Genomic DNA, 20,109 nt, shown 5'->3' on the forward strand with positions numbered 1-20,109 from the left:
TGTGTACGTGCGTATACGCGCGAAAATGGGGATCGGCCTCACATAGCGTCAAGCATCTTCGTTCGCTTTCGACCGGCGTGCGAAATCGGGCGGCAGGATGCACTTGCCTGCATCATACTGCCCCACCGCACGGATCACCTCGTTCTTTTCCGGTTCGATGCGGCGGCCGGAGATTTGGCTGTCGATCACGCGGCGCAGCAGTTGGTCGAGCCGGGTGACGAGATAGCAATCGATCGCCGGCTCGGCATGCGGGTTGCCGATCCCGCTGTCGTCCGTGAGGAAGGTGTAACGCGACTGGGTGGCCGCGGCCATCGCCCGCATGACGTATTCGGCCACATCGGCAACGCCGGAAGCACCGACCGGGACCACGTGCACGCGCTCCGAGCGCAGATGCTCGGCAGCGAGCCAGGTTAATGGGATGTCTTCGTCGTGCGGCGGAGCATCGCCAACCAGCAACAGCGATTTCACGGCATCCTCCCGCCATTCGAGCTTCGCGGCGCGGACGAGTGCATCCTGCATCGCTTCCTCGTAATCCCCCCCGCCATTGGCATGCTGGGCGGCAAGCCGGGTCTGCGCCCGCGCGACATCGCTGTCGAAATCGAAAGTCTGGGTGACGAAATCGTCCCCCTCGTCGCGGTAGAAACTGAAGGCGACGCGGATATCGATGTCCCTGTGCCGCGTTTCGAGCGAGTCGATGATCGAGCGCAGTTCCGCTTGCAGGAAGCGAAGTTCGTCGCTCATCGAACCGGTCACGTCGACGACCAGCGCAAGGTCCAGCTTGCGCACCGGTGTGGCAGCATCGTCGCTGCGGATGGTGACGCTTTGCGCGCCCGGGGCATCGGCAAGGCGCAGCATGCGCCACTCGCTGTCGCCTGCCCGGACCCAAACCGTATCGCTCAATCGGTCGAGGCCGGGAAAGAACACCGCGCTGCCATCGGCCACAGAATTGAGGGTGATCGAATTTCCATCCTCGCAGCGCAGCTCGATCGGCATGAAGGGAACGGCCCGGCCGCGGCTATCGCGCGCCTCGACACGCAGGATGCGCGAGGTGTCGAGTACCGGCATCGCCCGCACCCGCTGGCCGAGATCGGATTTGCGGACGTAATCGGCGTAGAGTTCGGGGTTGAGGAGGTCGTCATGCTCGCCGGCCGTCAGCAACCCGCTTTGCGGACGCGGCTGCGGCGGACGCGGTGGATAGGGGGGCGGCGGGTAGCCGGGCATGGAACGGCTGACGTCTGATGTGGCAGATCCTTCCTCGCGCCCGATGCGGCTGCCGGTGACTACGACGGCGCCCGCATCGCCCTCACCAGCGGACACCGGCGGCGGTGGAGGAGGTGGGGGCGGCGGCGGAGGCGCGCTCGGCATGGCACTTTCCGCGGCGATATCCGCGGTCGGAGCGGCAGCCATCGCTGGCGGAGGGGGAGTGCGGCGCGGTTGCTGCTGACTGACCGCGGCCTCCCGGCCCAAATCGGGCAGCGGGGCAGGCGTGTGGCAATAGGTCCCGGCGTTGCGGCCCGATGGCGCAGCCACCGGCGCAACATCGTTCTGCGCCTGCAACACTGCTGGTCCCGGCGCCAGCAGGGACAGGCAACAGGCTCCGGCTATCAGCTTCTTCATCTCGACTCTCCCCAGATCGGCCTCATGATATTTTGTAACATGAAATTACCGGCCGAAGATGAACGGTTGCTGACAAGCGGCCAATGTCAGGATGACAGGCTGACCTTCCCGGCGGCGTGACGTTCCAGACGCCCTGCGATTTCCAGTTCGAGCAAGGCGAGTTGTACCGCAGCGGCGCCTTGCCCCGACTGACGGACGAGTTCGTCAACAGAGACCGGCGCTGTCGTCAACAGGCTGGCGATATCCGCCGGTTCGGCGTCAGCGAGATCCTCCGGTGTATACTCGAATTGGGAGACGGGTTCGCGGAACGTCGAGCGCGGAGCGCCTTCGAAACTCGACAGCAGTTCGGCGACATCCTCGGGCGATTGTACCAAGACAGCGCCCTCGCGGATAAAACAAGCTACAGTTGCACAACTGGCTTAACTAACTGATAATAAGCCGCTTTCCTGATCTCCCGTTCTGTGAGTGGCGCAAGTATAATCTGAAAGCTGCCTTTCAGCTTAAGCCTCCATTCCCCCATAAGCAGAATCTCGAAGCGACCCAGGGTGCAGTCACAATGGGTTGCAAATGAAATCGCCGTAACCAGTCGTGATCGAGTTATGGGCAGACTGATGGCAAATCTCAACGTTTATCAGATTAGATCGTCGTAGGATCACGTGTTTACGGCTTTGCGACACTCGGTTATCTGCAACTTATGAGCGATTGTGGGTGCGGACCAACCGAAGTCGAAACGAAAGAGCAGCGCCGTGCCTTGTGGATCGCATTGATCTTAAACGGCATCATGTTCATCGTCGAAGTCACGGCGGGCATTATCGCTCAGTCGACTGGCCTGATCGCAGACGGCTTGGACATGCTAACCGACGCAAGCGCATACGCAATTGCATTGGCAGCAATTGGGCGAAGCGCGAACTTCAAGGCCAAGGCCGCAACGCTGAGCGGTAGCTTGCTCATGCTCGTCGGAATCGGAGTTCTTGCGGATGTCGTCCGACGTGCAATTGTCGGGACAACGCCCGAAGGCAGTTGGATGATCGCTATCGCGCTGGTCGCGTTGGTTGTGAACGTTGTTGTTCTTCGCCTGCTGAGTAAGCAGCGGCGGGACGAGGTTCACATTCGCGCGGCATGGATCTTTACGCGCGCGGACATCGTAGCTAACTCTGCCGTCATTGCTTCAGGCGTTGCGGTTCTGCTTACCAGTATCGGCTATTTCGACCTGGTTGTTGGCGCAGCGATAGGATTGTACGTTGTCAAGGAAGCGCTCGAAATTCTTCGTAAAGCGAAGAAAGCTCGGATAGAGAGCGAGTAAGGATAATTTCTCGCTCAACGGCGGTTTTCCGGAACCTCGTTTTCAAAAGCTGCCATACCGCTTCCCACCCCAATCTCGGACATTGCTCTAAACAAGCGCGCTGCCTAAAAGCTGCCGCTAGCGCAAAAATCTGTCGTTCACAGATAAGTGTGATTTAAGTACAGTAGCTTAAGTGTAAAGCTAGACCGCCAACGAGTTCATAAAGCTAGTTACAGTTGCACAATCGCTCACAAGGCATTGAATTATTTGTATTTTGAGCTACGGCGTGTTTGATGCGAACGAAAAAGATGCCCAAAAGCTGCCATTCCGCTTCCGACGCCATAGCGGACATGTGTCTATTGCTGTAAACTGCATTGATGATGAATGCTGGCGACATCCCCTTTATAGCAGCTGTCATCGCGGTCGCCGTATTGGTGACCGTAGGGGCATTCCTTGTTCTACGATTGTTGAAGGTAGGACCGATTACACTAAGGCTTTTGAGTTCGATGACTTTTCCTGCGCTGCTCGTAGCATTGATCATCTACGTCAATGTCTGGAACCCCGACCCGCACGGTTGGATAATGGTGGCGCTGAGTTTTCTGGCCTTCGCAAGCCTGCCCTTCACCATCTTAACGACCGCACTTCTGACACGTCGTTTTGCCTAAGGTGCTGCTCGTAGTCTCTAGATCCGTTTCCCACCCTAAAATCGGCCATTCCCCTCACCTCGCGCAATTCCTAAAAGCTGCCACAAGCGGGCAAAGCTGCCGCTCACAGATAATTGTTCTTAGAATACAATGATTTAAGCGTAGATTGGAATCGGCAACAATCACATCAGGTGATTGCAACCATGGCTGCGCGCCTCCAGCGGGCTGCCGGGGATCGCCATGACCTCCCTGCCCGCTTCGCCGGCAAGCCGCGCGGTGATCAGGCTGCCCGACTTGACTGCGGCCTCGACCACCAGCGTACCTGACGCCAGCCCCGCGATGATGCGGTTGCGGCTGGGGAAGTGGCTGCCGCGCGGTTCGGTTCCCGGCGGTTGTTCGGCCAGCAGAAGACCTTCCTGCGCGATCCGCTCCTGAAGCTCGGAGTGCTGAGGTGGGTAGGCGATGTCGATCCCGCTGGCGATCACCCCGATGGTCTGCGGGAAAGCACCCTCGTGAGCCGCCCCGTCGATCCCGCGCGCAAGGCCGGACACGACGGTGAAGCCGGCTTCCGAAAGCCCCTTGGCAAACTCTCGCGCAAGCTTGACCGCCGCAGCGCTCGCATTGCGCGCACCGACCAAGGCGACGCAGGGCTGAGAGGCAAGCGACATGTCCCCCCGCCATGTCAGGATCGGCGGCGCGCCGTCCATCTCGCCCAGCAAGCGCGGATAGTCGGGCTGGTCGTGGAAGAGATATTTCGCGCTTGCCCTGCGCAAGGCCTCGACTTCCCGCTCGATCCGGTCCTCTGGCGCTGCGCGATATTGCCGTCCGCCCTTCTTGCCGAGATCGGGAAGCGCGGACAACGCCTCTGCTGCCGTGCCGAAGCGCGCCAGCAGCATAGCGTAACTGACAGGCCCGATATTGGGCAAGCGCAGCAGGCGGATGCGGGCAAACGCCTCTTCCTGCGTGAGTTTTGCTGCGACCGGATGGGCGGCTTCGTTCACCCCTTCGAACCGACCTTGGGTTCGGTACCTGCTACCAGACGCTTGATATTCTCGCGGTGCAGCCAGATCACCAGCACGGCAATGATCGCGAGAACTTTCAGCAAGGCAGTCCAGCCAAATACCGCCGCGGCGACTGCAGCGGCCACCACCGCGGCCATTCCCGCGAGCGAGCTTATTCGCGTGATTGCCAGGACGGCAATCCAGACCACCGCATAGATTGCACCCAATTGCCACGCGAGCCCGAAGCATACCCCGGCATTTGTTGCCACGCCCTTCCCGCCCTTGAAGCCGAGCCAGACCGGGAAGCAGTGTCCGATAACTGCAAATACTGCCGCCCAGCCCACATCCTGCGGAAAATATCGATAGGCGAGCAGAACCGGAACCAGACCCTTCGCGAGGTCGAGCAGCAAGGTTGCCCCTGCCAGTCCCTTGCTTCCCGTTCGCAGCACGTTGGTCGCGCCGATATTGCCGCTGCCTTGCTGGCGGATGTCGCCCTTACCCGCGAGTTTCGCGAGGATCAGGCCGAAGGGGATCGAGCCGAAGGCATAGCCGAGCAGCGCGGCCCAGAGCACGTTGATGCTTAAATCGGTCCCGATATCCATTTCTTTTTCCTAACCGTTCGCCCTGAGCTTGTCGAAGGGCCGTACTTCCTTTTAAGACCGTTTTGGAAGAAAAAGCAGGGCTTCGACAAGCTCAGCCCGAAGGGAAATTGAGCTTTGGACAAGAAATCTCCCATCCTGCTGTTCGATTCCGGTGTCGGCGGGCTCACGGTTTTGGGCGAGCTGCGCAAGCTCTTGCCCGATGCTCCTGTGATCTACGCTGCCGACATGGCCGGGCTGCCCTATGGCGCCAAGAGCGAGGCCGAGGTCGCCGCACGCGTTTCCGGCCTGCTCGGACGAATGGCCGAACGCTATCAGCCGCGCCTGATCTGCATCGCCTGCAACACCGCGAGCACGATTGCGCTGGGCATGGTGCGCGATGTGCTAGAGACGCCGATCGTCGGCACCGTCCCAGCGATCAAGCCAGCAGCAAGCATCACGCGGACCGGGACATTCGGCCTGCTTGGCACGGAAGCGACCATGCGCCAGGCCTATGTGGACGAGCTCGAACGCGAGTTCGCCTCGGGCAAGCGCCTCCTGCGCCTCGGCGCAAACGGACTTGTCGCCATCGCAGAGGCGAAACTGCGCGGGGAAGAGGTCAGCATCGGAGCGGTCGCGGACGAGGTGAAGGCCCTGGTCCTCCAGCCCGGCGGGCGCGAACTCGATACCGTCGTGCTTGCCTGCACCCATTTCCCCTTGCTCGAACCCGAACTGCGCGAAGCGATGGGCAAGGACATCACTTTCGTCCATGGCGCGCAGGGAATTGCGCAACGGATCGCCTACTTGACGAAAGGCCAGGAGTTCACCCGTGCAAGGCCCGATTTCGCGGTGACAACCGGGGAGCTGGAAGACTTCGAGAAGCTCGACCGGGCATTCGCGAACTACGGAATCGAGATTCTCGAAAAGTTCTGATGATTTGCGAGTCGTTCGCAAAGATCGCGGTGGCAAATCGCCGAAGGTTTCCTTATGTGCAGCGCCATATTTTGCCGCAGACGGGCGGCGCTGTGACGGGTAATCCCGCGTGAACTACGACCAGATATTCGACGAAGCGATCGGACGGCTCCATGCAGAGGGCCGTTACCGCGTGTTCATCGACATCATGCGCAACAAGGGTGCCTATCCCAATGCGCGCTGCTTCCACGGCCACAACGGCCCGAAGCCGATCACCGTGTGGTGTTCGAACGACTATCTCGCCATGGGCCAGCACCCCAAGGTGATCGAGGCGATGGAGACTGCGCTGCACGATGTCGGCGCAGGCTCCGGCGGCACGCGCAATATTGGCGGAAACACGCACTTCCATGTCGAACTGGAACGCGAACTGGCCGATCTTCACGGCAAGGACGGCGCGCTGCTGTTCACCAGCGGCTATGTCTCGAACGATGCCACGCTGTCGACGCTGGCCAAGCTGCTGCCCGGCTGCGTGATCTTTTCGGACGAATTGAACCACGCCAGCATGATCGCCGGCATTCGCAACTCGGGCTGCGAAAAGCGCGTCTTCCGCCACAACGATCTCGAGCATCTCGAACAGCTTCTCGAGGCCGAGGATCCAGACACGCCCAAGCTGATCGCGTTCGAGAGCGTGTATTCGATGGATGGCGACATCGCCCCGATCCACGCGATCTGCGACCTTGCGGAGAAGTACAACGCGCTGACCTATGTCGACGAAGTCCACGCTGTCGGCATGTACGGAAAGCGCGGCGGCGGCATTTCGGAACGCGATGAAGCGGCGCACCGCATCGACATCATCGAAGGCACGCTGGGCAAGGCGTTCGGCGTGATGGGCGGTTACATCGCAGCCGATACGCGCGTCATCGACTGCATCCGCAGCTATGCGCCGGGCTTCATCTTCACCACTTCGCTCAGCCCCGTCCTGGTCGCGGGCGTGCTCGCCGCGGTGAAGCACCTCAAGAGTTCTTCCGAAGAACGGGACGCGCAGCAGGCGGCGGCCGCATTGCTGAAGGGCAAGATGCGCGATGCCGGCTTGCCGGTGATGAATTCGGTCACGCACATCGTCCCGCTGATGGTGGGCGATCCGGTCCGCGCGAAGAAGATCAGCGATATTCTGCTCGCCGAATACGGCGTCTACGTCCAGCCGATCAACTTCCCCACCGTGCCGCGCGGTACCGAACGCCTGCGCTTCACCCCCGGGCCTTCCCATACCGAAACCATGATGGACGAACTGGTCGCCGCGCTGGTCGAAATCTGGGACCGGATGGAGCTGGACCTCGCCAGGGCTGCATAGGTTCAAACGCGATGACGAAGGCAGCCGACCCTGACTTTCGCCACGCCACCCCGCCTGAAATCAAGGCACTGCTCGACACCGATCAGGCGCTGACCGAGAAGTGGCAGGCACTGACGCCGCTAGCGCGGAACGAGTGGATCTGCTGGACGATCTCGGCAAAGCAGGAGGCCACCCGCGCGAAGCGGCGTGCGCGTCTCCACGAAGAAGTGCTCGACGGTAAAAAGCGCCCCTGCTGCTGGCCGGGCTGTCCGCACAGGCGCGAATCCGCCCGCAAGTGGGTCGAAGCCTGAGACGCGGCATCTGTTTTGCCTGTTACGGCTTCCTAAATAGGCGCAATGCGATTACAGCCGTCATTCCTCTCCCGCGATAACGGACCGCTCTACGGCGTGAGCGCCATCCTGCTTGCTGCCTTCATCGCCCTGGCAGTGCTTGGGGGACCGAAGGGCTCGGCGACATCCCGGATCACTGACCCATCGCTCGGCGAAACCACGAGGAATGAGCCCTTGCCGGCCACCGCCGATCTCCCTGCCGCGGCAGACGACACGGTCGTACTCTCGCGCCTTTCCCCGGACGAAGCGCGGGCTCGCAATGCGGTGATCGAATTCGCTGCCGTCGGACCCGGCAACCCGCGCCCCTTTGCCTTCCGTGGTTCCTCCGCGGACAGGATACGCGCACGCGACTGTCTTGCTTTGGCTGGCATGGCAGAGGCCGGTGGCGGCGACGGCGACCAGCGTGCGGTCATGCAGGTCATCCTCAACCGCGTGCGCCACCCGGCCTTTTCCAATTCGGTATGCGGCGTGGTCTTCGAAGGATCTCAGCGCCCGACCGGGTGTCAGTTCAGCTTCACCTGTGACGGCTCCCTTGCACGCAGGTATAGTGAGAGTCTCTGGGACGCATCGCGGCAGCGAGCGGAAGAAATGCTTGGCGGGGCCACCTATGCGCCAGTCGGCAACAGCACCCATTTCCATGCCGATTATGTCTATCCTTGGTGGAGCGACGAGCTCGACAAGGTGGCCAAGGTCGGCCCGCACATCTTCTTCCGTTGGCGCGGGTTCTGGGGAACTGTGCGGGCCCTTTCCGCCCGCTACAGTGGCGGTGAACCGGATCCGATGGCGCTACGGGCAACCGCCGTGGCAGTGGCAGCGGCCAACCCTCTTCCCACCTTGCTCGAAAGCGGGACTGCAGTGCGCAGCATCACGCAGGAAAAACTGGCGGGCGCCCCGGCGGCTGGTGCCGACGCAGAAGTTTCGCGTTCACCGGGAGCGGGCGTCCATTTCGTGCTGATCTCGCCCACCGATGCCCCGTCCGAACTTGTCGATCGTGCACGAGAGCTTTGTTCGGGCGAAGGCTATTGCCGGGTGCAGGGGTGGACCGATGCTGCCAACATTCCTGCCAAGCTGCCGCTCTCGGAAGACGCCCGGCGCACACTGCGTTTCAGCTTTGTGGCGGGAGCCGCCGGCGGAAGCGAAGCAACATTCTTCGATTGCCGTATGTTCGCCGCATCGGCCACCGGCACCTGCCTGCCGAACGCGAGGCCGTAACGGATTTTGCCGGGGTCGCCGACTGCGCTAATCCTCTCCCCCACCCAAGGAGAGAATATGAGCGGCAGCCCTGACCAGCCCTATGACGAAATCGTGCGAAGCCGCCGCAGCATTCGCGGCTATCTGGACAAACCCGTCCCGCGCGAATTGATCGAGGAAGTGCTGGCGCTCGCAATGCGTTCGCCCACATCGATGAATACGCAGCCCTGGCATTTCCATGTCATCACCGGCGAGCCGCTGGATCAGATCCGCAGGGGCAATACCGAGCGGATTCTTGCAGGTGAGCCGGACAGCCGCGAGTTCCGCCGGGGCGAACCCTTTGCCGGCGTGCACCGCGAGCGGCAGATCGGTGTCGCCAAACAGCTCTTCGAAGCGATGGGAATTGCGCGTGAAGACAAGGAGGCCCGTCAGGACTGGGTGCTGCGCGGCTTCCGCCAGTTCGACGCACCGGTCTGCGTAATCGTCACATATGACCGCGAACTCTCCGGCAGCGACGATACCGCGTTCGATTGCGGGGCGGTCACAACCTCTCTCGTCAACGCCGCCTGGTCCCGCGGGCTTGGCTGCGTGATCAACAGCCAAGGCATCATGCAAAGCCCCGTCGTCCGCGAACATGCCGGGATCCCCGACGACCAGGTAATCATGAAAGCCGTCGCCATGGGCTGGCCGGACGAGAGCTTTCCTGCCAATGCCGTGATCAGCAAGCGCAAGAATGTCGACCAGGCAGCGCGGTTCGTGGGGTTTGAATGAGCGATAGACTGATCGATTTCGGCGACGGCTTCTGGTCCGTGCGTGGAAGTTTCCGCATCGGCGGGCTGTTCGATATCGGTACGCAATGTGCCCTTGTCCGGCTCGCGTCAGGCAATTTCGTCTTTCTCGACAGCTATCCGCTTGATGACGAGATCCGTGCGCGGGTCGACGCGCTGACCGATGGCGGTGCCAAGGTCGAGGCGATCCTCAACCTGCACCCCTTTCACACGGTCCACTGCGAATGGATGCATGAGGCTTTCCCGAACGCGGTTCTCTACGGCACTGCCCGGCACCATGAAGTTCTTCCCGACCTGCCGTGGTCCGACACCCGCTGCGAACAGGACGAGCTAGCGCAGAAATATTCGGCTGACTTCGATTTTTCCGTGCCCGCTGGAGTGCCGCTGGTTTGCGAAGACGACAGCGTGCATTTCTCCTCCATCCTTGCCTTTCACCCGGCGAGCGGGACGATCCATGTCGACGATACCTTCGTCTATCTGCGCAAGGGCTTTCCGCTCTCGCTGCTTCCCTTCACCGATCGCTTCGGGTTTCACCCCACGCTAGCCAAGGCGTTGCATCCGCAAGGCGGAGCAGCTGACGAATTCCGCGAATGGGCGATCAAACTCGGTGTCGAATGGGCCGAGGCCCGCCGGATCGCCGCCGCACACAATGCGGTTCTCACGCTCGACCGGAAGAAGCTGCCCGACCTGATCGGCGAAGCCTTAGGGCGGGTGGCTCCGGTGCTCGAAAAGCATCGCGCCAAACACAGCTGATATCAGCAGGGTTCGCATCGAATTTTTCGAGTCGTCTGTTCTGCCTATTTTCGGCAGATCAGCCCCGCGTCTGGCCGAAGAAGGCCGAATAGTTTTTCCGCTCGCAGCCGCCCGGTAACGGCCTGACCACCACCGGTTACCCCCATGCGGCGAATGCATTTTGCATTAACTCAAAATTCATGTGCAGAGCGCGAAGCGGCCCTCCCCATTGCCCGGAAATCCCCCCTCCCGGCAGCAAGCGGAGAGTATTATGAAGAAGAACATTCTCTTGATCGCCAGCGGCTCGTTCATGGCGCTGCACGGCGTATCTGCAGCGGCGCAGGAAACGCCCCCGGCTGACACCACCGTCGAGACCGAGACCACCACAGCCACGCCGACGGCCAATGGCAAAGGCGCGGTCGTCACGCGCGAAAAGACCACCACGACCACTACGACGGATATGGGCGAGGTCGAGACCGAGATCGATTCCATGCAGTCGGTCGAAGCGCCCTCCGGGAATAGCACGACGGTCGAGCGCACCACGGACGCGGATGGCAAGACCACCACGACGGTCGATCATTCCAAGATGGATCATTCGGGTCACAAAAAGGACGATAGCGAAGAGACTGACGACGAGCCGGAAGCCAACTGAGCTTCCAGCAACAACTAGGGACGCCTTTCTCTCCCTCCCCCAACAGGCGTTCCGGCCGGACCTCTCACCGGCTAGCGGCCCGCGCAGAAATGTGCGGGCCGCTTTCGCGTCAGCACCGGATAGGAAATGGCGAGGAGCCGGAGCTCAGCGCAGGCTCACCACATTGTCCGCCGCAGGACGTGCACGGCTGCCATCGTAGAGGCTCGCCATCGGTTCGTCGGTCACGATGATCCGTTCGGCAGCACCGAAACCGTTGAAATCGGTTTTCATCGCCGCACCGTAGGCACCGAGCATACCAATCTCGACATAATCACCCGCCTGGATATCTTCGGGCAGGGCAAAAGGACCGGGCATGTAATCGGCATCGTCGCAGGTCGGGCCGTAGAACGCGAAATCCATCGCGGGCTTGATGAGATCGTCTTCCAGCGCACGGACGGGGAATTTCCAGTCCACATGCGCGGCATCGAACAGCGCACCATAGGCCCCGTCGTTGATGTAGAGTTCCTCTCCGCGGCGCTTCTCCACCTTTACTACCAGGCTGCTGTATTCGGCGCACAGCGCACGGCCGGGTTCGCACCACAGTTCAGCGTTATAGGCGATCGGCAGTGCGTAGAAGTGCTGGTGGATGATCTTGAAGTAATCTTCCAGCGGCGGCGGCTCCATCCCCGGATAGACGCTGGGGAAGCCCCCACCCACGTCGATCATGTCGATGACCACCGAAGCTTCGGCAATGGCCGCGCGTGTACGGTCCAGGGCCTGGACATAGGCAAAGGGGCTCATCGCCTGGCTGCCGACGTGGAAGCACACGCCGAGCCAGTCCGCATACTGGCGGCTTTCCTGCAGCAGCGCCGGTCCTTCGGTGAGATCGCAGCCGAATTTGCTGGCAAGGCTCAGCGCCGCGTGTTCCGACGATACGCGCAGACGCACGCAGAGGCGCAGGTCGGTTGCCTCGCTGCCGTCATCGGCACGGGTAGCATCGACGATCTTGGCCAGCTCCTCGCTCGAATCGAGGCTGAATGTCTTCACGCCGTGTTTGAAATAGGCCTCGCGGATCGCGCCCGGCGATTTGACCGGATGCATGAAGCACAGCGTCGCCTCGGGCAGCACCGAACGCACCATGCGCACTTCGGCGATGGAAGCGACATCGTAATGCGTCACACCATTATCCCACAGGATCTGCACGAGATCGGGCGAGGGATTGGCCTTCACCGCATAGAGCGACTTGCCCGGAAATTTCTCCACGAAGAAACGGGCAGCGCGCGCCGCGGCATGCGGGCGGTTGAGAATAATGGGTTCGTCGGGCGCGAGCGCGCGAACTACGGACCGGGCGTCAGGAAAATGCTGCAACTCAAGGGACCCCCTAAACGGTCCTTGCGGACCATGAAACGACAAGCTGCCTTGCGGTTAGGAAGTCCCCTTGGGGCAGCGGGAGCGGCGCATATAAATTGTCGGTCATGAAACGCAAGTGAATATGTGACTCGAAATCCGCAAGTTTGCGCGGGTCGCAAAGAGCCTGAGTTGCGGCGGGACGCACCTAGCTCAACCGGTCGCGGAAGGTCTCGTACCCGAATTCCTTCACCAGCTCGAGCTGGTCGGTGTCGCTGTCCCACATCCAGATGCTCGGCAATTGCACGCCGTTGAAGGTGTTGGTCTTCACCATGGAATAATGCGCCTGGTCGAGGAAGGCGACGCGCTTGCCGATCTCTGCGCCGCCGGGGATTCGGTAATCGCCGATCACATCGCCGGCGAGGCAGGAAGGGCCGCCGATGCGCACCTCCGGGGTGCCATGGTCGACGGCCTCACCCAGCATCGCCGGGCGATAGGGTGCCTCGATCACGTCGGGCATGTGGCAAGTGGCGGAGATATCGGCGACAGCGACGGGCACGCCGTTGAATCCGGTATCGAGGATCGTGCCGATGAGGATGCCTGCATCGAGCGCGACCGCCTCGCCGGGCTCGAGATAGATCTCCGCGCCCGTATCTTCCTTCGCATCGCGCAGGAATTCGATCAGTTCCTCGCGCTGGTAATCGGCGCGGGTGATATGATGGCCCCCGCCCATGTTGATCCATTTGAGCTGGCCGAACCACGGTTCGATCGCGTCGAATACGCGGTCCCATGTCCTCAGCAGCGGCTCGAGGTCCTGCTCGCACAGATTATGGAAATGGATGCCCTCGACATGCTCCATAATCTCGGGCGTCAGCTGGTCGATCGGAAAGCCGAGACGGCTGCCGGGACTGGACGGGTCGTAACGCGGCACCTCGCCGGTCGGCACCTGCGGATTGATGCGCAGGCCGGTGCCGAAATCCTGCCCGCTCGCCCGCGCATTCTCGAGGATCAGCGCGGCGCGTTGCATCTGGCCCGGCGAATTGAAGATCACATGGTCTGACAGGCGGCAGACCTCTTCCAGTTCCTCGGGCTTGTAGGCGGCGGAATAGGTGGCGATCTCGCCATCGTAATACTCGCTCGCCAGCCGCGCTTCCCACAGGCCCGATGTGCACACGCCGTCCAAATATTCGCCAATGATCGGCGCCGCGCTCCACATGGAAAAAGCCTTGAGTGCGGACAGCACCTTGATGTCCGCCTCGTCCCGGATCTCGGCCAGCACCTGGCAATTGGCGCGCAGCTTGGCTGCGTCCACCACGAAGGCGGGGCTGTCGACACGGGTGAGATCGAATTGGGCGAAGGCGCCCGGATCGCCGGCTTTGGTTTCCATGGCCGCGCATCTAGGGCGGCTCGGCCCCGAGCGAAAGGGTCAAGTCAGTCTTCGGTGACGACTCCGGCGCTCGCCAGCTCGAACTTCACCACGCGGCTGGACCGGTTATCGACAACATAGACGCTGCCGTCCCGCCCCACGGCGACATCATGCCCGAGGCTCACCCCGGTGCGCGGGTCGAGGCCGATATCGAAGACACGCTCCAGCGCGCCGTCCGAGCGGTAGAGGCGGCCGATAGCGCCGAAACGGTCGAGCATGTCGCGGCCCTCCACTACCAGCACGTAACCGCTGCCGATCGGCTTGACGGCATAGGGATGGCCAGTCTGACCAGCTCGAAATTCGTCCAGCGGTTCGCCCTCGAGAGATAGCACCTGCACCCGCGCATTCTCGCGGTCGGCGACATAGATACGCTCGTCATCCGCCGCGATACCGTGCGGCAGGTCGAATTCACCTGCACCGTCGCCCGCTTCGCCCCATTGCTCGAGAAAATTGCCCTCGCGGTCGAACACGGCGATGCGGCCGTTGGTATAGCCATCGGCAACCAGCACCCGGCCTTGCGAAAAGGCGACGTCGGTGGGGCGGCCAAAATGGCTCTCATCCTCGCCGGCCACGCCGCGTTCTCCCAGCACCAGTTCCTGGGTGCCGTCATGGCTGAAACGGAAGACCTGCTCGCGCCCCACATCGGTGATCCAGACATTGTCGTCCTCGTCGACCGAAAGCCCGTGCGGCATGACGAAGTCGCCCGCGCCCCACTTGCCCAGCAATTTGCCATTGGCGGCAAACATGAAGACGGTCGGATCGGCGATGGGCTCGGCCGGGAACGGCTCTTCCCACTCACGGCCCGCCCGATGAAGCACGAAGATATGGCCGTGGCTGTCCACATCGACAGCCGAAGGCTCGCCGAAAACAGCGCTTTCCGGAATATCCGGCCAGCCCTCGACTACCTCGACTGCGGGAGCTTCCTCGCGAGCAGGATTGCCCCCGCTGCAGGAAGCCAGGATCAATCCCGCCGCAAGGACGAGCGACCTAGAAATCGACCGGGCCATCCAGTTCCTTGACCTGCCACGGAAGGCCGTGATCGTTCAGCATGTCCATGAACGGATCGGGGTCCATTTCTTCCATGTTGAAGACGCCGTCACCTTCCCACTTGCCGGTGACCATCATGGCCGATCCGATCATCGCGGGCACGCCGGTGGTGTAGGAAACAGCCTGGTTGCCGGTTTCCTCGTAAGCCGCCTCATGGCTGCAGATATTGTTGATGTAGAAGGTCTTCTCGCCCGATCCGTCGAGCGCCTCACCCGTGGCGATCACGCCGATATTGGTGTTGCCCTTGGTCGTTTCGCCCAGCGTTTCGGGCTTGGGCAGCACTGCGGCGAGGAACTGGAGCGGGATGATGTCCTTGCCCTGATAGCGCACCGGATCGATGCGGGTCATGCCGACGTTCTGCAGCACGGTCAGGTGCTTGATGTATTCATCCCCGAAGGTCATCCAGAAGCGCGCACGCTCCATCTCCGGGTTGAACTTGGCGAGGCTTTCCAGCTCTTCGTGATACATCATGTACATGTTCTTGGGCCCGACGGCTTCGAAGTCGAATTCGACCTTCTTGCCCATTGCCGGGGTTTCGACGAACTCGCCGTTTTCCCAGTGACGTGCAGGCGCGGTCACTTCGCGGATGTTGATTTCCGGGTTGAAGTTGGTGGCAAAGGCCTGGCCGTGATCGCCGCCGTTGCAGTCGAGAATGTCGAGCTGGCGGATGGTCTTCAGCTTGTGCTTCTTCAGCCACATGGTGAAGACGCTGGTCACGCCGGGATCGAAGCCCGAACCCAGCAGCGCCATGAGGCCTGCTTCCTTGAAGCGGTCATGATAGGCCCACTGCCAGTGGTATTCGAACTTGGCCTCGTCCTTGGGTTCGTAATTCGCCGTATCGAGATAACTTACGCCCGCTTCGAGGCAGGCGTCCATTATGGGCAGGTCCTGATAGGGAAGCGCGAGATTGACGACGAGGCTCGGCTGCACCTTCCTGATAAGGTTCACCATCGCGGGCACTTCTTCCGCGTCGATCTCGTAGGTCGCCACGTCGACACCGGTGCGCTCTTTCACGCTCTTGGCGATCGTATCGCACTTGCTCTTGGTGCGGCTGGCGAGATGGATATCGGTGAAGATATCTTTGTTCATCGCCATCTTGTGAACGCAGACCGAGCTGACGCCGCCCGCACCGATGACCAGAACTGTCGACATGGATGAAACCTCTTTCCTGAAAATGCGAATCTAGCGCCCCCTAGCGAAATGCGCAGGCCACGCCAAACGATCCGCTCGCTCCATTTCCTAATGGGCACCGATCAGGCATAGCGCCCGCCATGACCATTGCCCTTCCCACCTCTGCCCTGCATTCGAAACAGGGCTTTGAACCCGCGAATTTTTTTCACCTTGGACTGTGTAACAGGCGGTCCATGTGTTGCCTGAGAGCGATGAACCGATGAGCGGTCTCCGTGTGCCGACTCGCGATGGTGTGCTCGCCGCGGCTCGATCCGTCGCTGAGATTCTTCCTGCCAGCCCCCTGCTTCCGGTCGAGATTGGAGGGGTGCGCTGTCACGTGAAGGCAGAAAGCCTCCAGCCCGTCGGTGCATTCAAGATCCGCGGGGGCTGGTGGCGACTCTCCAACCTTTCCGACAAAGAGAAAGCTCGCGGTGTCGTCGCCGTGTCCTCGGGTAATCATGCCCAAGGCGTCGCCTGGGCAGCGCGGCGACTGGGGATCGACGCTGTCATCGTGATGCCGCGCAATGCGCCGAAGGTGAAGCTGGAAGCGACCCGAGCGCTGGGGGCGGAAATCGTTCTCTACGACCGCCCGGGCGAGGACCGTGACGAGGTCGCCGCGCGCGAAGTGGAAGCGCGCGGCGCTACGCTGGTCCATGCCTTCGGCGATCCATGGGTGATCGAGGGACAAGGTAGTGCCGGTATAGAAATCGAGACGCAACTCGGCCGGGCGCCCTCACGTCTGGTGGTCTGCTGCGGCGGCGGCGGCCTTGCGGCAGGGCTCGCTCTGGCGTGCCCGAAAAGCGCGATCCACATCGTCGAACCTGAAGGATGGGACATGGTCGGACAGGCCCTTGCAGCGGGAGACATCGTGTGGGTAGCCGATAATCCGCCCTCTACCATCTGTGATGCGCTCCAGCCCGATGCGACCAAGCCGATCAATCTGCAAGTCCTGCAGGGCCGCGCCGAACCGGGTATGACCGTCACCGACGAGGAAGTGCGCGAAGCCCAGCGCTTCGCTTTCTCGCGGCTCAACCTCGTCGTCGAACCGGGCGGCGCAGCAGCCCTTGCCGCGGTGCTGGCCGGGCAGGTTCGGGCGGACGAGGATACGGTGATCATGCTGACCGGCGGGAACACCGATGCGGAAAGCTTTGCGGCAATGCTGAACGGGGTTTGACATTGCCAGCCACGCAAAGCACTCCTGCCGCGTAACAGGGAGAGATTTTCAATATGCAGGCTCAAATGCTCGCACCTGCGGCAGTACTGGTGCTGTGGTCGATCGTCATGCTTTTCTGGATGGCCTTCACGCGCTTGCCCGCGATGAAGAAGCTCGGCGGTGGCGCCGGTCTGCGCGAGGCCAAGCCCGGCGGCCGGGGCCAGGATCTGGAAGGCGTCATCGATGCCAAGGTCCAGTGGAAGGCCCATAATTATGCACATCTGATGGAACAGCCGACGATCTTTTACCCGACGGTCGTCATCCTTGCGATCATGGGGGCAGGATCATGGGACGTACTGCTGGCGTGGATTTACGTAGTCGTTCGCATCCTGCATTCGGTCTACCAGGCCACCGTCAACGTCGTGAAAGTGCGGTTCCTGCTTTTCGCCCTGTCGAGCCTGGCGCTTGCCATTCTCGCCGTTCGCGCGGTGATGGCGACCCTGTTCTTCGATCCTTCCCTCGCCCCGGTATGATGAAAGCCTGACGAAATGAATGTGATTACCCAATCCGCGATCCTGCAACCGGTCGTGATCCTCATGGCATGGACCATGGTTATGTGGCTGTGGATGTACGCCACGCGCATTCCGGCGATGAGCAAGGCGAATATCAAGCCCGACGACGTCCGCAAGACCAAGGGGCTGGACGATACCCTGCCCGATCAGGTCCAGTGGAAAGCGCATAATTACAACCACTTGCACGAGCAGCCGACCCTGTTCTACGCGGTCTGCCTGCTGCTGGCGATGGTCGGTTGGGGCGAAGGAATGAACGCGCTGCTGGCGTGGATCTACGTCGGCCTGCGCATCACTCACTCCGTTGTGCAGGTGACCGCAAACAAGGTAATGGTGCGCTTCGTACTGTTCGCCCTGTCGAGCCTCGTGCTGATCGCGCTGATCTTCCACGCCGCGATCTGGGCGTTCGATATTCACGTTTGAGCTGGCAAGGGCTCGCCGCGCGCGAGCCCTTCAGCCGGAGTTACTCGGCAGCCTCTGCGGCATGGGCATGCCCGTCCGCATCGATCTCGAGATTGGCGAGGAAGCGCTCCGCATCGAGCGCGGCCATGCAGCCCATTCCGGCGGCGGTGACCGCCTGACGGTACACATGGTCGGTCACGTCGCCCGCAGCGAAGACTCCCGGGACGTCGGTCTTGGGCGAACCAGCCTCGGTAAGGAGATAGCCGCCATCGTCCATCGGCAGCTTGCCCTTGAACAGTTCGGTCGCGGGCGCATGGCCGATGGCGACGAAGGCTCCGTCGGCTTCGAAGGTGCTGTCTTCTCCGGTCACGGTGTCCCGCAGATTGAGCTGATGCAGCGCCCCGTTCGGGCCTGCTTCGAAGCTCTCCACCGTCTTGTTCCAGATGACCGAAATCTTGGGATGGATGAGCAGGCGCTCCTGCAGGATCTTCTCCGCGCGCAATTCGTCGCGGCGGTGGATCAGCGTCACATCGTCCGAATGGTTGGTGAGGTAAAGCGCCTCCTCAACTGCAGTGTTGCCGCCGCCGATCACCGCGACCTTCTTGCCGCGATAGAAGAAACCGTCACAGGTTGCGCAGGCCGATACGCCCTTGCCGCCCAGTTCCATTTCACCCGGCACGCCCAGCCACTTGGCCTGCGCGCCGGTAGCGATCACCAGCACATCGGCAATGTATTCGTCCCCGCTATCGCCCACTGCCCGGAAAGGCGAGCCGCCCGCGATATCGACATCGACGATGGTGTCCCACATCATCCGGGTTCCGACATGCTCCGCCTGCTTCTGCATCTGCTCCATCAGCCAGGGACCCTGGATGACGTCGGCGAAGCCCGGATAGTTCTCGACATCGGTAGTGATGGTCAGCTGGCCGCCAGGCTGGAGGCCCTGCACCACGATCGGCTCCATCATCGCACGCGCGGCATAAATGGCAGCGGAATAGCCCGCCGGGCCGGAGCCGATGATCAGCATCTTGGTGCGATGGGTAGCCATGTGTCTTGTCTCGTGATCGTGTGGGAAATGTGCGAGGCGGCTATATGGGGATTGCCTTCGCCGGAGTCACGCCACGAAGCGTTCGCGAAGCCGGTCCTTCAACAAGTCGTCCACACCTATGGCATCTTGGACAAAAGCATCGAGCGAGCCATGCTCCTCCTCGACCTCTCGCCAGAAGGTGTGGAGATAGTCCTCATGCACCTCCAGCAGCGCTCTGATCGCGCCCTCGTCCAGCTTTCGGCCAAGCCTTTGTTCGATGCCCGGCACCGATTGAGAAGCGAGCACTTCCATCGTTGGCGCGTCATTGGTGCGCAGGAATTCCGCCATCTGATCGTCCCGGCCGATACCCAGCACGTGGAGCATGAGCATGGCCGCGACACCGGTGCGGTCCTTGCCCGCGAAGCAATGGACGAGGCTGGCCCCGTCCCGCTCTGCCAGCAGCCGGAAATAGCGCGAAAACATGGATATCATCGCCGGGTTGCGCGGCATGCGGGTGTACACCGCGATCATGCGCTGGCGGGCGAACTCTTCGGTCGTGGTGCTTTTGTCCACGTCCATGTGAGGGGGACCGGAACTGGTTTCGCCATCATGGAAAAAGACCTCCCCATCGAAGCCATCCGGTCGGCGGCACGGGTTGCGTTCACGCTCCGAAATGCCGCGCAGGTCGATAACGGTCCTGATGTCGAGCGCCTTCACGGCAAGAAGATCTGCCTCGCTAGCCCCGATATGCTGTCCTGAACGCCACAACAGACCGGTCTTCACCTTGCTCCCGCCCTGTGTCGTCCAGCCGCCGTAATCGCGGAAGTTGTGAATGCCTTCGGTGTCGAGAAATGGATTGCGAATCATGAAGTGAACCGTGGCAGCCACACCTGCGGGGGGCCAGCTACAAAATCG

Annotated in this window: 21 protein-coding genes and 1 pseudogene; 12 read left to right on the forward strand and 10 right to left on the reverse strand. The window is 61.6% G+C overall.

Annotation, left to right across the window (positions count from 1 at the left end; all coding sequences use genetic code 11):
* Positions 1-48: 48 nt before the first annotated feature.
* Positions 49-1,617 (reverse strand): vWA domain-containing protein, encoded by a 1,569-nt coding sequence (locus GRI69_RS01350; protein WP_160726525.1) that lies wholly within the window; start codon positions 1,615-1,617, stop codon positions 49-51.
* Between the two features lie 86 nt (positions 1,618-1,703).
* Positions 1,704-1,991 (reverse strand): DprA-like winged helix domain-containing protein, encoded by a 288-nt coding sequence (locus tag GRI69_RS01355; protein ID WP_337191006.1) that lies wholly within the window; start codon positions 1,989-1,991, stop codon positions 1,704-1,706.
* A gap of 320 nt (positions 1,992-2,311) precedes the next feature.
* Here GRI69_RS01355 and GRI69_RS01360 point away from each other — a divergent pair, with 320 nt between their 5' ends.
* The gene (locus GRI69_RS01360; RefSeq protein ID WP_160726526.1) at positions 2,312-2,920 is read left to right on the forward strand and encodes a cation diffusion facilitator family transporter; all 609 of its coding nucleotides are present in this window, start codon (positions 2,312-2,314) and stop codon (positions 2,918-2,920) included.
* A 485-nt stretch (positions 2,921-3,405) separates the two neighbouring features.
* Complete coding sequence (locus tag GRI69_RS15970; RefSeq protein ID WP_237452881.1) at positions 3,406-3,564, forward strand: hypothetical protein; 159 nt, start codon at positions 3,406-3,408, stop codon at positions 3,562-3,564.
* Positions 3,565-3,728: 164 nt separating this feature from the next.
* Here GRI69_RS15970 and dprA read toward each other — a convergent pair.
* Together dprA and plsY are read right to left on the reverse strand one after the other, a co-directional pair.
* Positions 3,729-4,544: pseudogene (dprA, locus tag GRI69_RS01370) on the reverse strand (DNA-processing protein DprA); the annotation flags it as partial.
* Positions 4,541-5,146, reverse strand: coding sequence for a glycerol-3-phosphate 1-O-acyltransferase PlsY (plsY, locus tag GRI69_RS01375; RefSeq protein ID WP_160726528.1), 606 nt, complete (start codon positions 5,144-5,146; stop codon positions 4,541-4,543). The pseudogene dprA and the gene plsY, both read right to left, overlap by 4 nt.
* A 114-nt stretch (positions 5,147-5,260) precedes the next feature.
* Here plsY and murI point away from each other — a divergent pair, with 114 nt between their 5' ends.
* The 7 genes from murI to GRI69_RS01410 all read left to right on the forward strand — a co-directional run bounded on the left by murI (position 5,261) and on the right by GRI69_RS01410 (position 11,077).
* Positions 5,261-6,055 (forward strand): glutamate racemase, encoded by a 795-nt coding sequence (murI, locus tag GRI69_RS01380; protein ID WP_160726529.1) that lies wholly within the window; start codon positions 5,261-5,263, stop codon positions 6,053-6,055.
* A gap of 109 nt (positions 6,056-6,164) precedes the next feature.
* Positions 6,165-7,385, forward strand: a complete 1,221-nt coding sequence (gene hemA, locus GRI69_RS01385) for a 5-aminolevulinate synthase (protein ID WP_160726530.1) — start codon at positions 6,165-6,167, stop codon at positions 7,383-7,385.
* 11 nt (positions 7,386-7,396) lie between these two features.
* A complete protein-coding gene (locus GRI69_RS01390) occupies positions 7,397-7,675 on the forward strand; it encodes a YdeI/OmpD-associated family protein (protein ID WP_160726531.1) in 279 nt (92 codons plus the stop codon).
* 45 nt (positions 7,676-7,720) lie between these two features.
* On the forward strand, positions 7,721-8,926 hold the full coding sequence (locus GRI69_RS01395; protein ID WP_160726532.1) for a cell wall hydrolase: 1,206 nt from the start codon (positions 7,721-7,723) through the stop codon (positions 8,924-8,926).
* Positions 8,927-8,983: 57 nt separating this feature from the next.
* Complete coding sequence (locus tag GRI69_RS01400) at positions 8,984-9,676, forward strand: nitroreductase (protein ID WP_160726533.1); 693 nt, start codon at positions 8,984-8,986, stop codon at positions 9,674-9,676.
* Complete coding sequence (locus tag GRI69_RS01405; RefSeq protein ID WP_160726534.1) at positions 9,673-10,446, forward strand: hypothetical protein; 774 nt, start codon at positions 9,673-9,675, stop codon at positions 10,444-10,446. The genes GRI69_RS01400 and GRI69_RS01405 overlap by 4 nt, the downstream gene beginning before the upstream one ends.
* Before the next feature lie 250 nt (positions 10,447-10,696).
* Positions 10,697-11,077: a hypothetical protein gene (locus GRI69_RS01410; protein ID WP_160726535.1), complete on the forward strand. Its 381-nt coding sequence runs from the start codon at positions 10,697-10,699 to the stop codon at positions 11,075-11,077.
* Between the two features lie 144 nt (positions 11,078-11,221).
* Here GRI69_RS01410 and GRI69_RS01415 read toward each other — a convergent pair whose 3' ends face one another.
* The 4 genes from GRI69_RS01415 to GRI69_RS01430 form a co-directional block, all read right to left on the reverse strand.
* Positions 11,222-12,424, reverse strand: a complete 1,203-nt coding sequence (locus tag GRI69_RS01415; protein WP_160726536.1) for a type III PLP-dependent enzyme — start codon at positions 12,422-12,424, stop codon at positions 11,222-11,224.
* A gap of 187 nt (positions 12,425-12,611) precedes the next feature.
* Positions 12,612-13,790 carry a carboxynorspermidine decarboxylase gene (locus GRI69_RS01420; RefSeq protein ID WP_160726537.1) on the reverse strand — a complete coding sequence of 393 codons (1,179 nt, stop codon included), beginning with the start codon at positions 13,788-13,790 and terminating at the stop codon, positions 12,612-12,614.
* A gap of 44 nt (positions 13,791-13,834) precedes the next feature.
* On the reverse strand, positions 13,835-14,836 hold the full coding sequence (locus tag GRI69_RS01425; RefSeq protein WP_202391775.1) for a peptidyl-alpha-hydroxyglycine alpha-amidating lyase family protein: 1,002 nt from the start codon (positions 14,834-14,836) through the stop codon (positions 13,835-13,837).
* On the reverse strand, positions 14,817-16,028 hold the full coding sequence (locus tag GRI69_RS01430) for a saccharopine dehydrogenase family protein (RefSeq protein ID WP_160726538.1): 1,212 nt from the start codon (positions 16,026-16,028) through the stop codon (positions 14,817-14,819). Before GRI69_RS01430 ends, GRI69_RS01425 begins: the two co-directional genes overlap by 20 nt.
* Positions 16,029-16,266: 238 nt before the next feature.
* On the opposite strand from GRI69_RS01430, the gene GRI69_RS01435 reads away from it, so the two are divergent.
* The 3 genes from GRI69_RS01435 to GRI69_RS01445 are packed head-to-tail and all read left to right on the forward strand — an operon-like array spanning position 16,267 to position 18,191.
* On the forward strand, positions 16,267-17,220 hold the full coding sequence (locus GRI69_RS01435) for a threonine ammonia-lyase (protein ID WP_160726539.1): 954 nt from the start codon (positions 16,267-16,269) through the stop codon (positions 17,218-17,220).
* Between the two features lie 53 nt (positions 17,221-17,273).
* Complete coding sequence (locus GRI69_RS01440) at positions 17,274-17,732, forward strand: MAPEG family protein (protein WP_160726540.1); 459 nt, start codon at positions 17,274-17,276, stop codon at positions 17,730-17,732.
* Between the two features lie 15 nt (positions 17,733-17,747).
* Entirely contained in the window at positions 17,748-18,191 is a 444-nt protein-coding gene (locus GRI69_RS01445) for an MAPEG family protein (RefSeq protein WP_160726541.1), read from the forward strand.
* A gap of 40 nt (positions 18,192-18,231) precedes the next feature.
* On the opposite strand, the gene trxB is transcribed toward GRI69_RS01445, so the two are convergent.
* Positions 18,232-19,215: a thioredoxin-disulfide reductase gene (gene trxB, locus GRI69_RS01450; protein WP_160726542.1), complete on the reverse strand. Its 984-nt coding sequence runs from the start codon at positions 19,213-19,215 to the stop codon at positions 18,232-18,234.
* Between the two features lie 66 nt (positions 19,216-19,281).
* Positions 19,282-20,061: a tyrosine-protein phosphatase gene (locus GRI69_RS01455; protein WP_160726543.1), complete on the reverse strand. Its 780-nt coding sequence runs from the start codon at positions 20,059-20,061 to the stop codon at positions 19,282-19,284.
* Positions 20,062-20,109: the final 48 nt, after the last annotated feature.

Source organism: Qipengyuania vulgaris, from assembly GCF_009827325.1.
In the GTDB taxonomy this organism is placed as follows: domain Bacteria; phylum Pseudomonadota; class Alphaproteobacteria; order Sphingomonadales; family Sphingomonadaceae; genus Qipengyuania; species Qipengyuania vulgaris.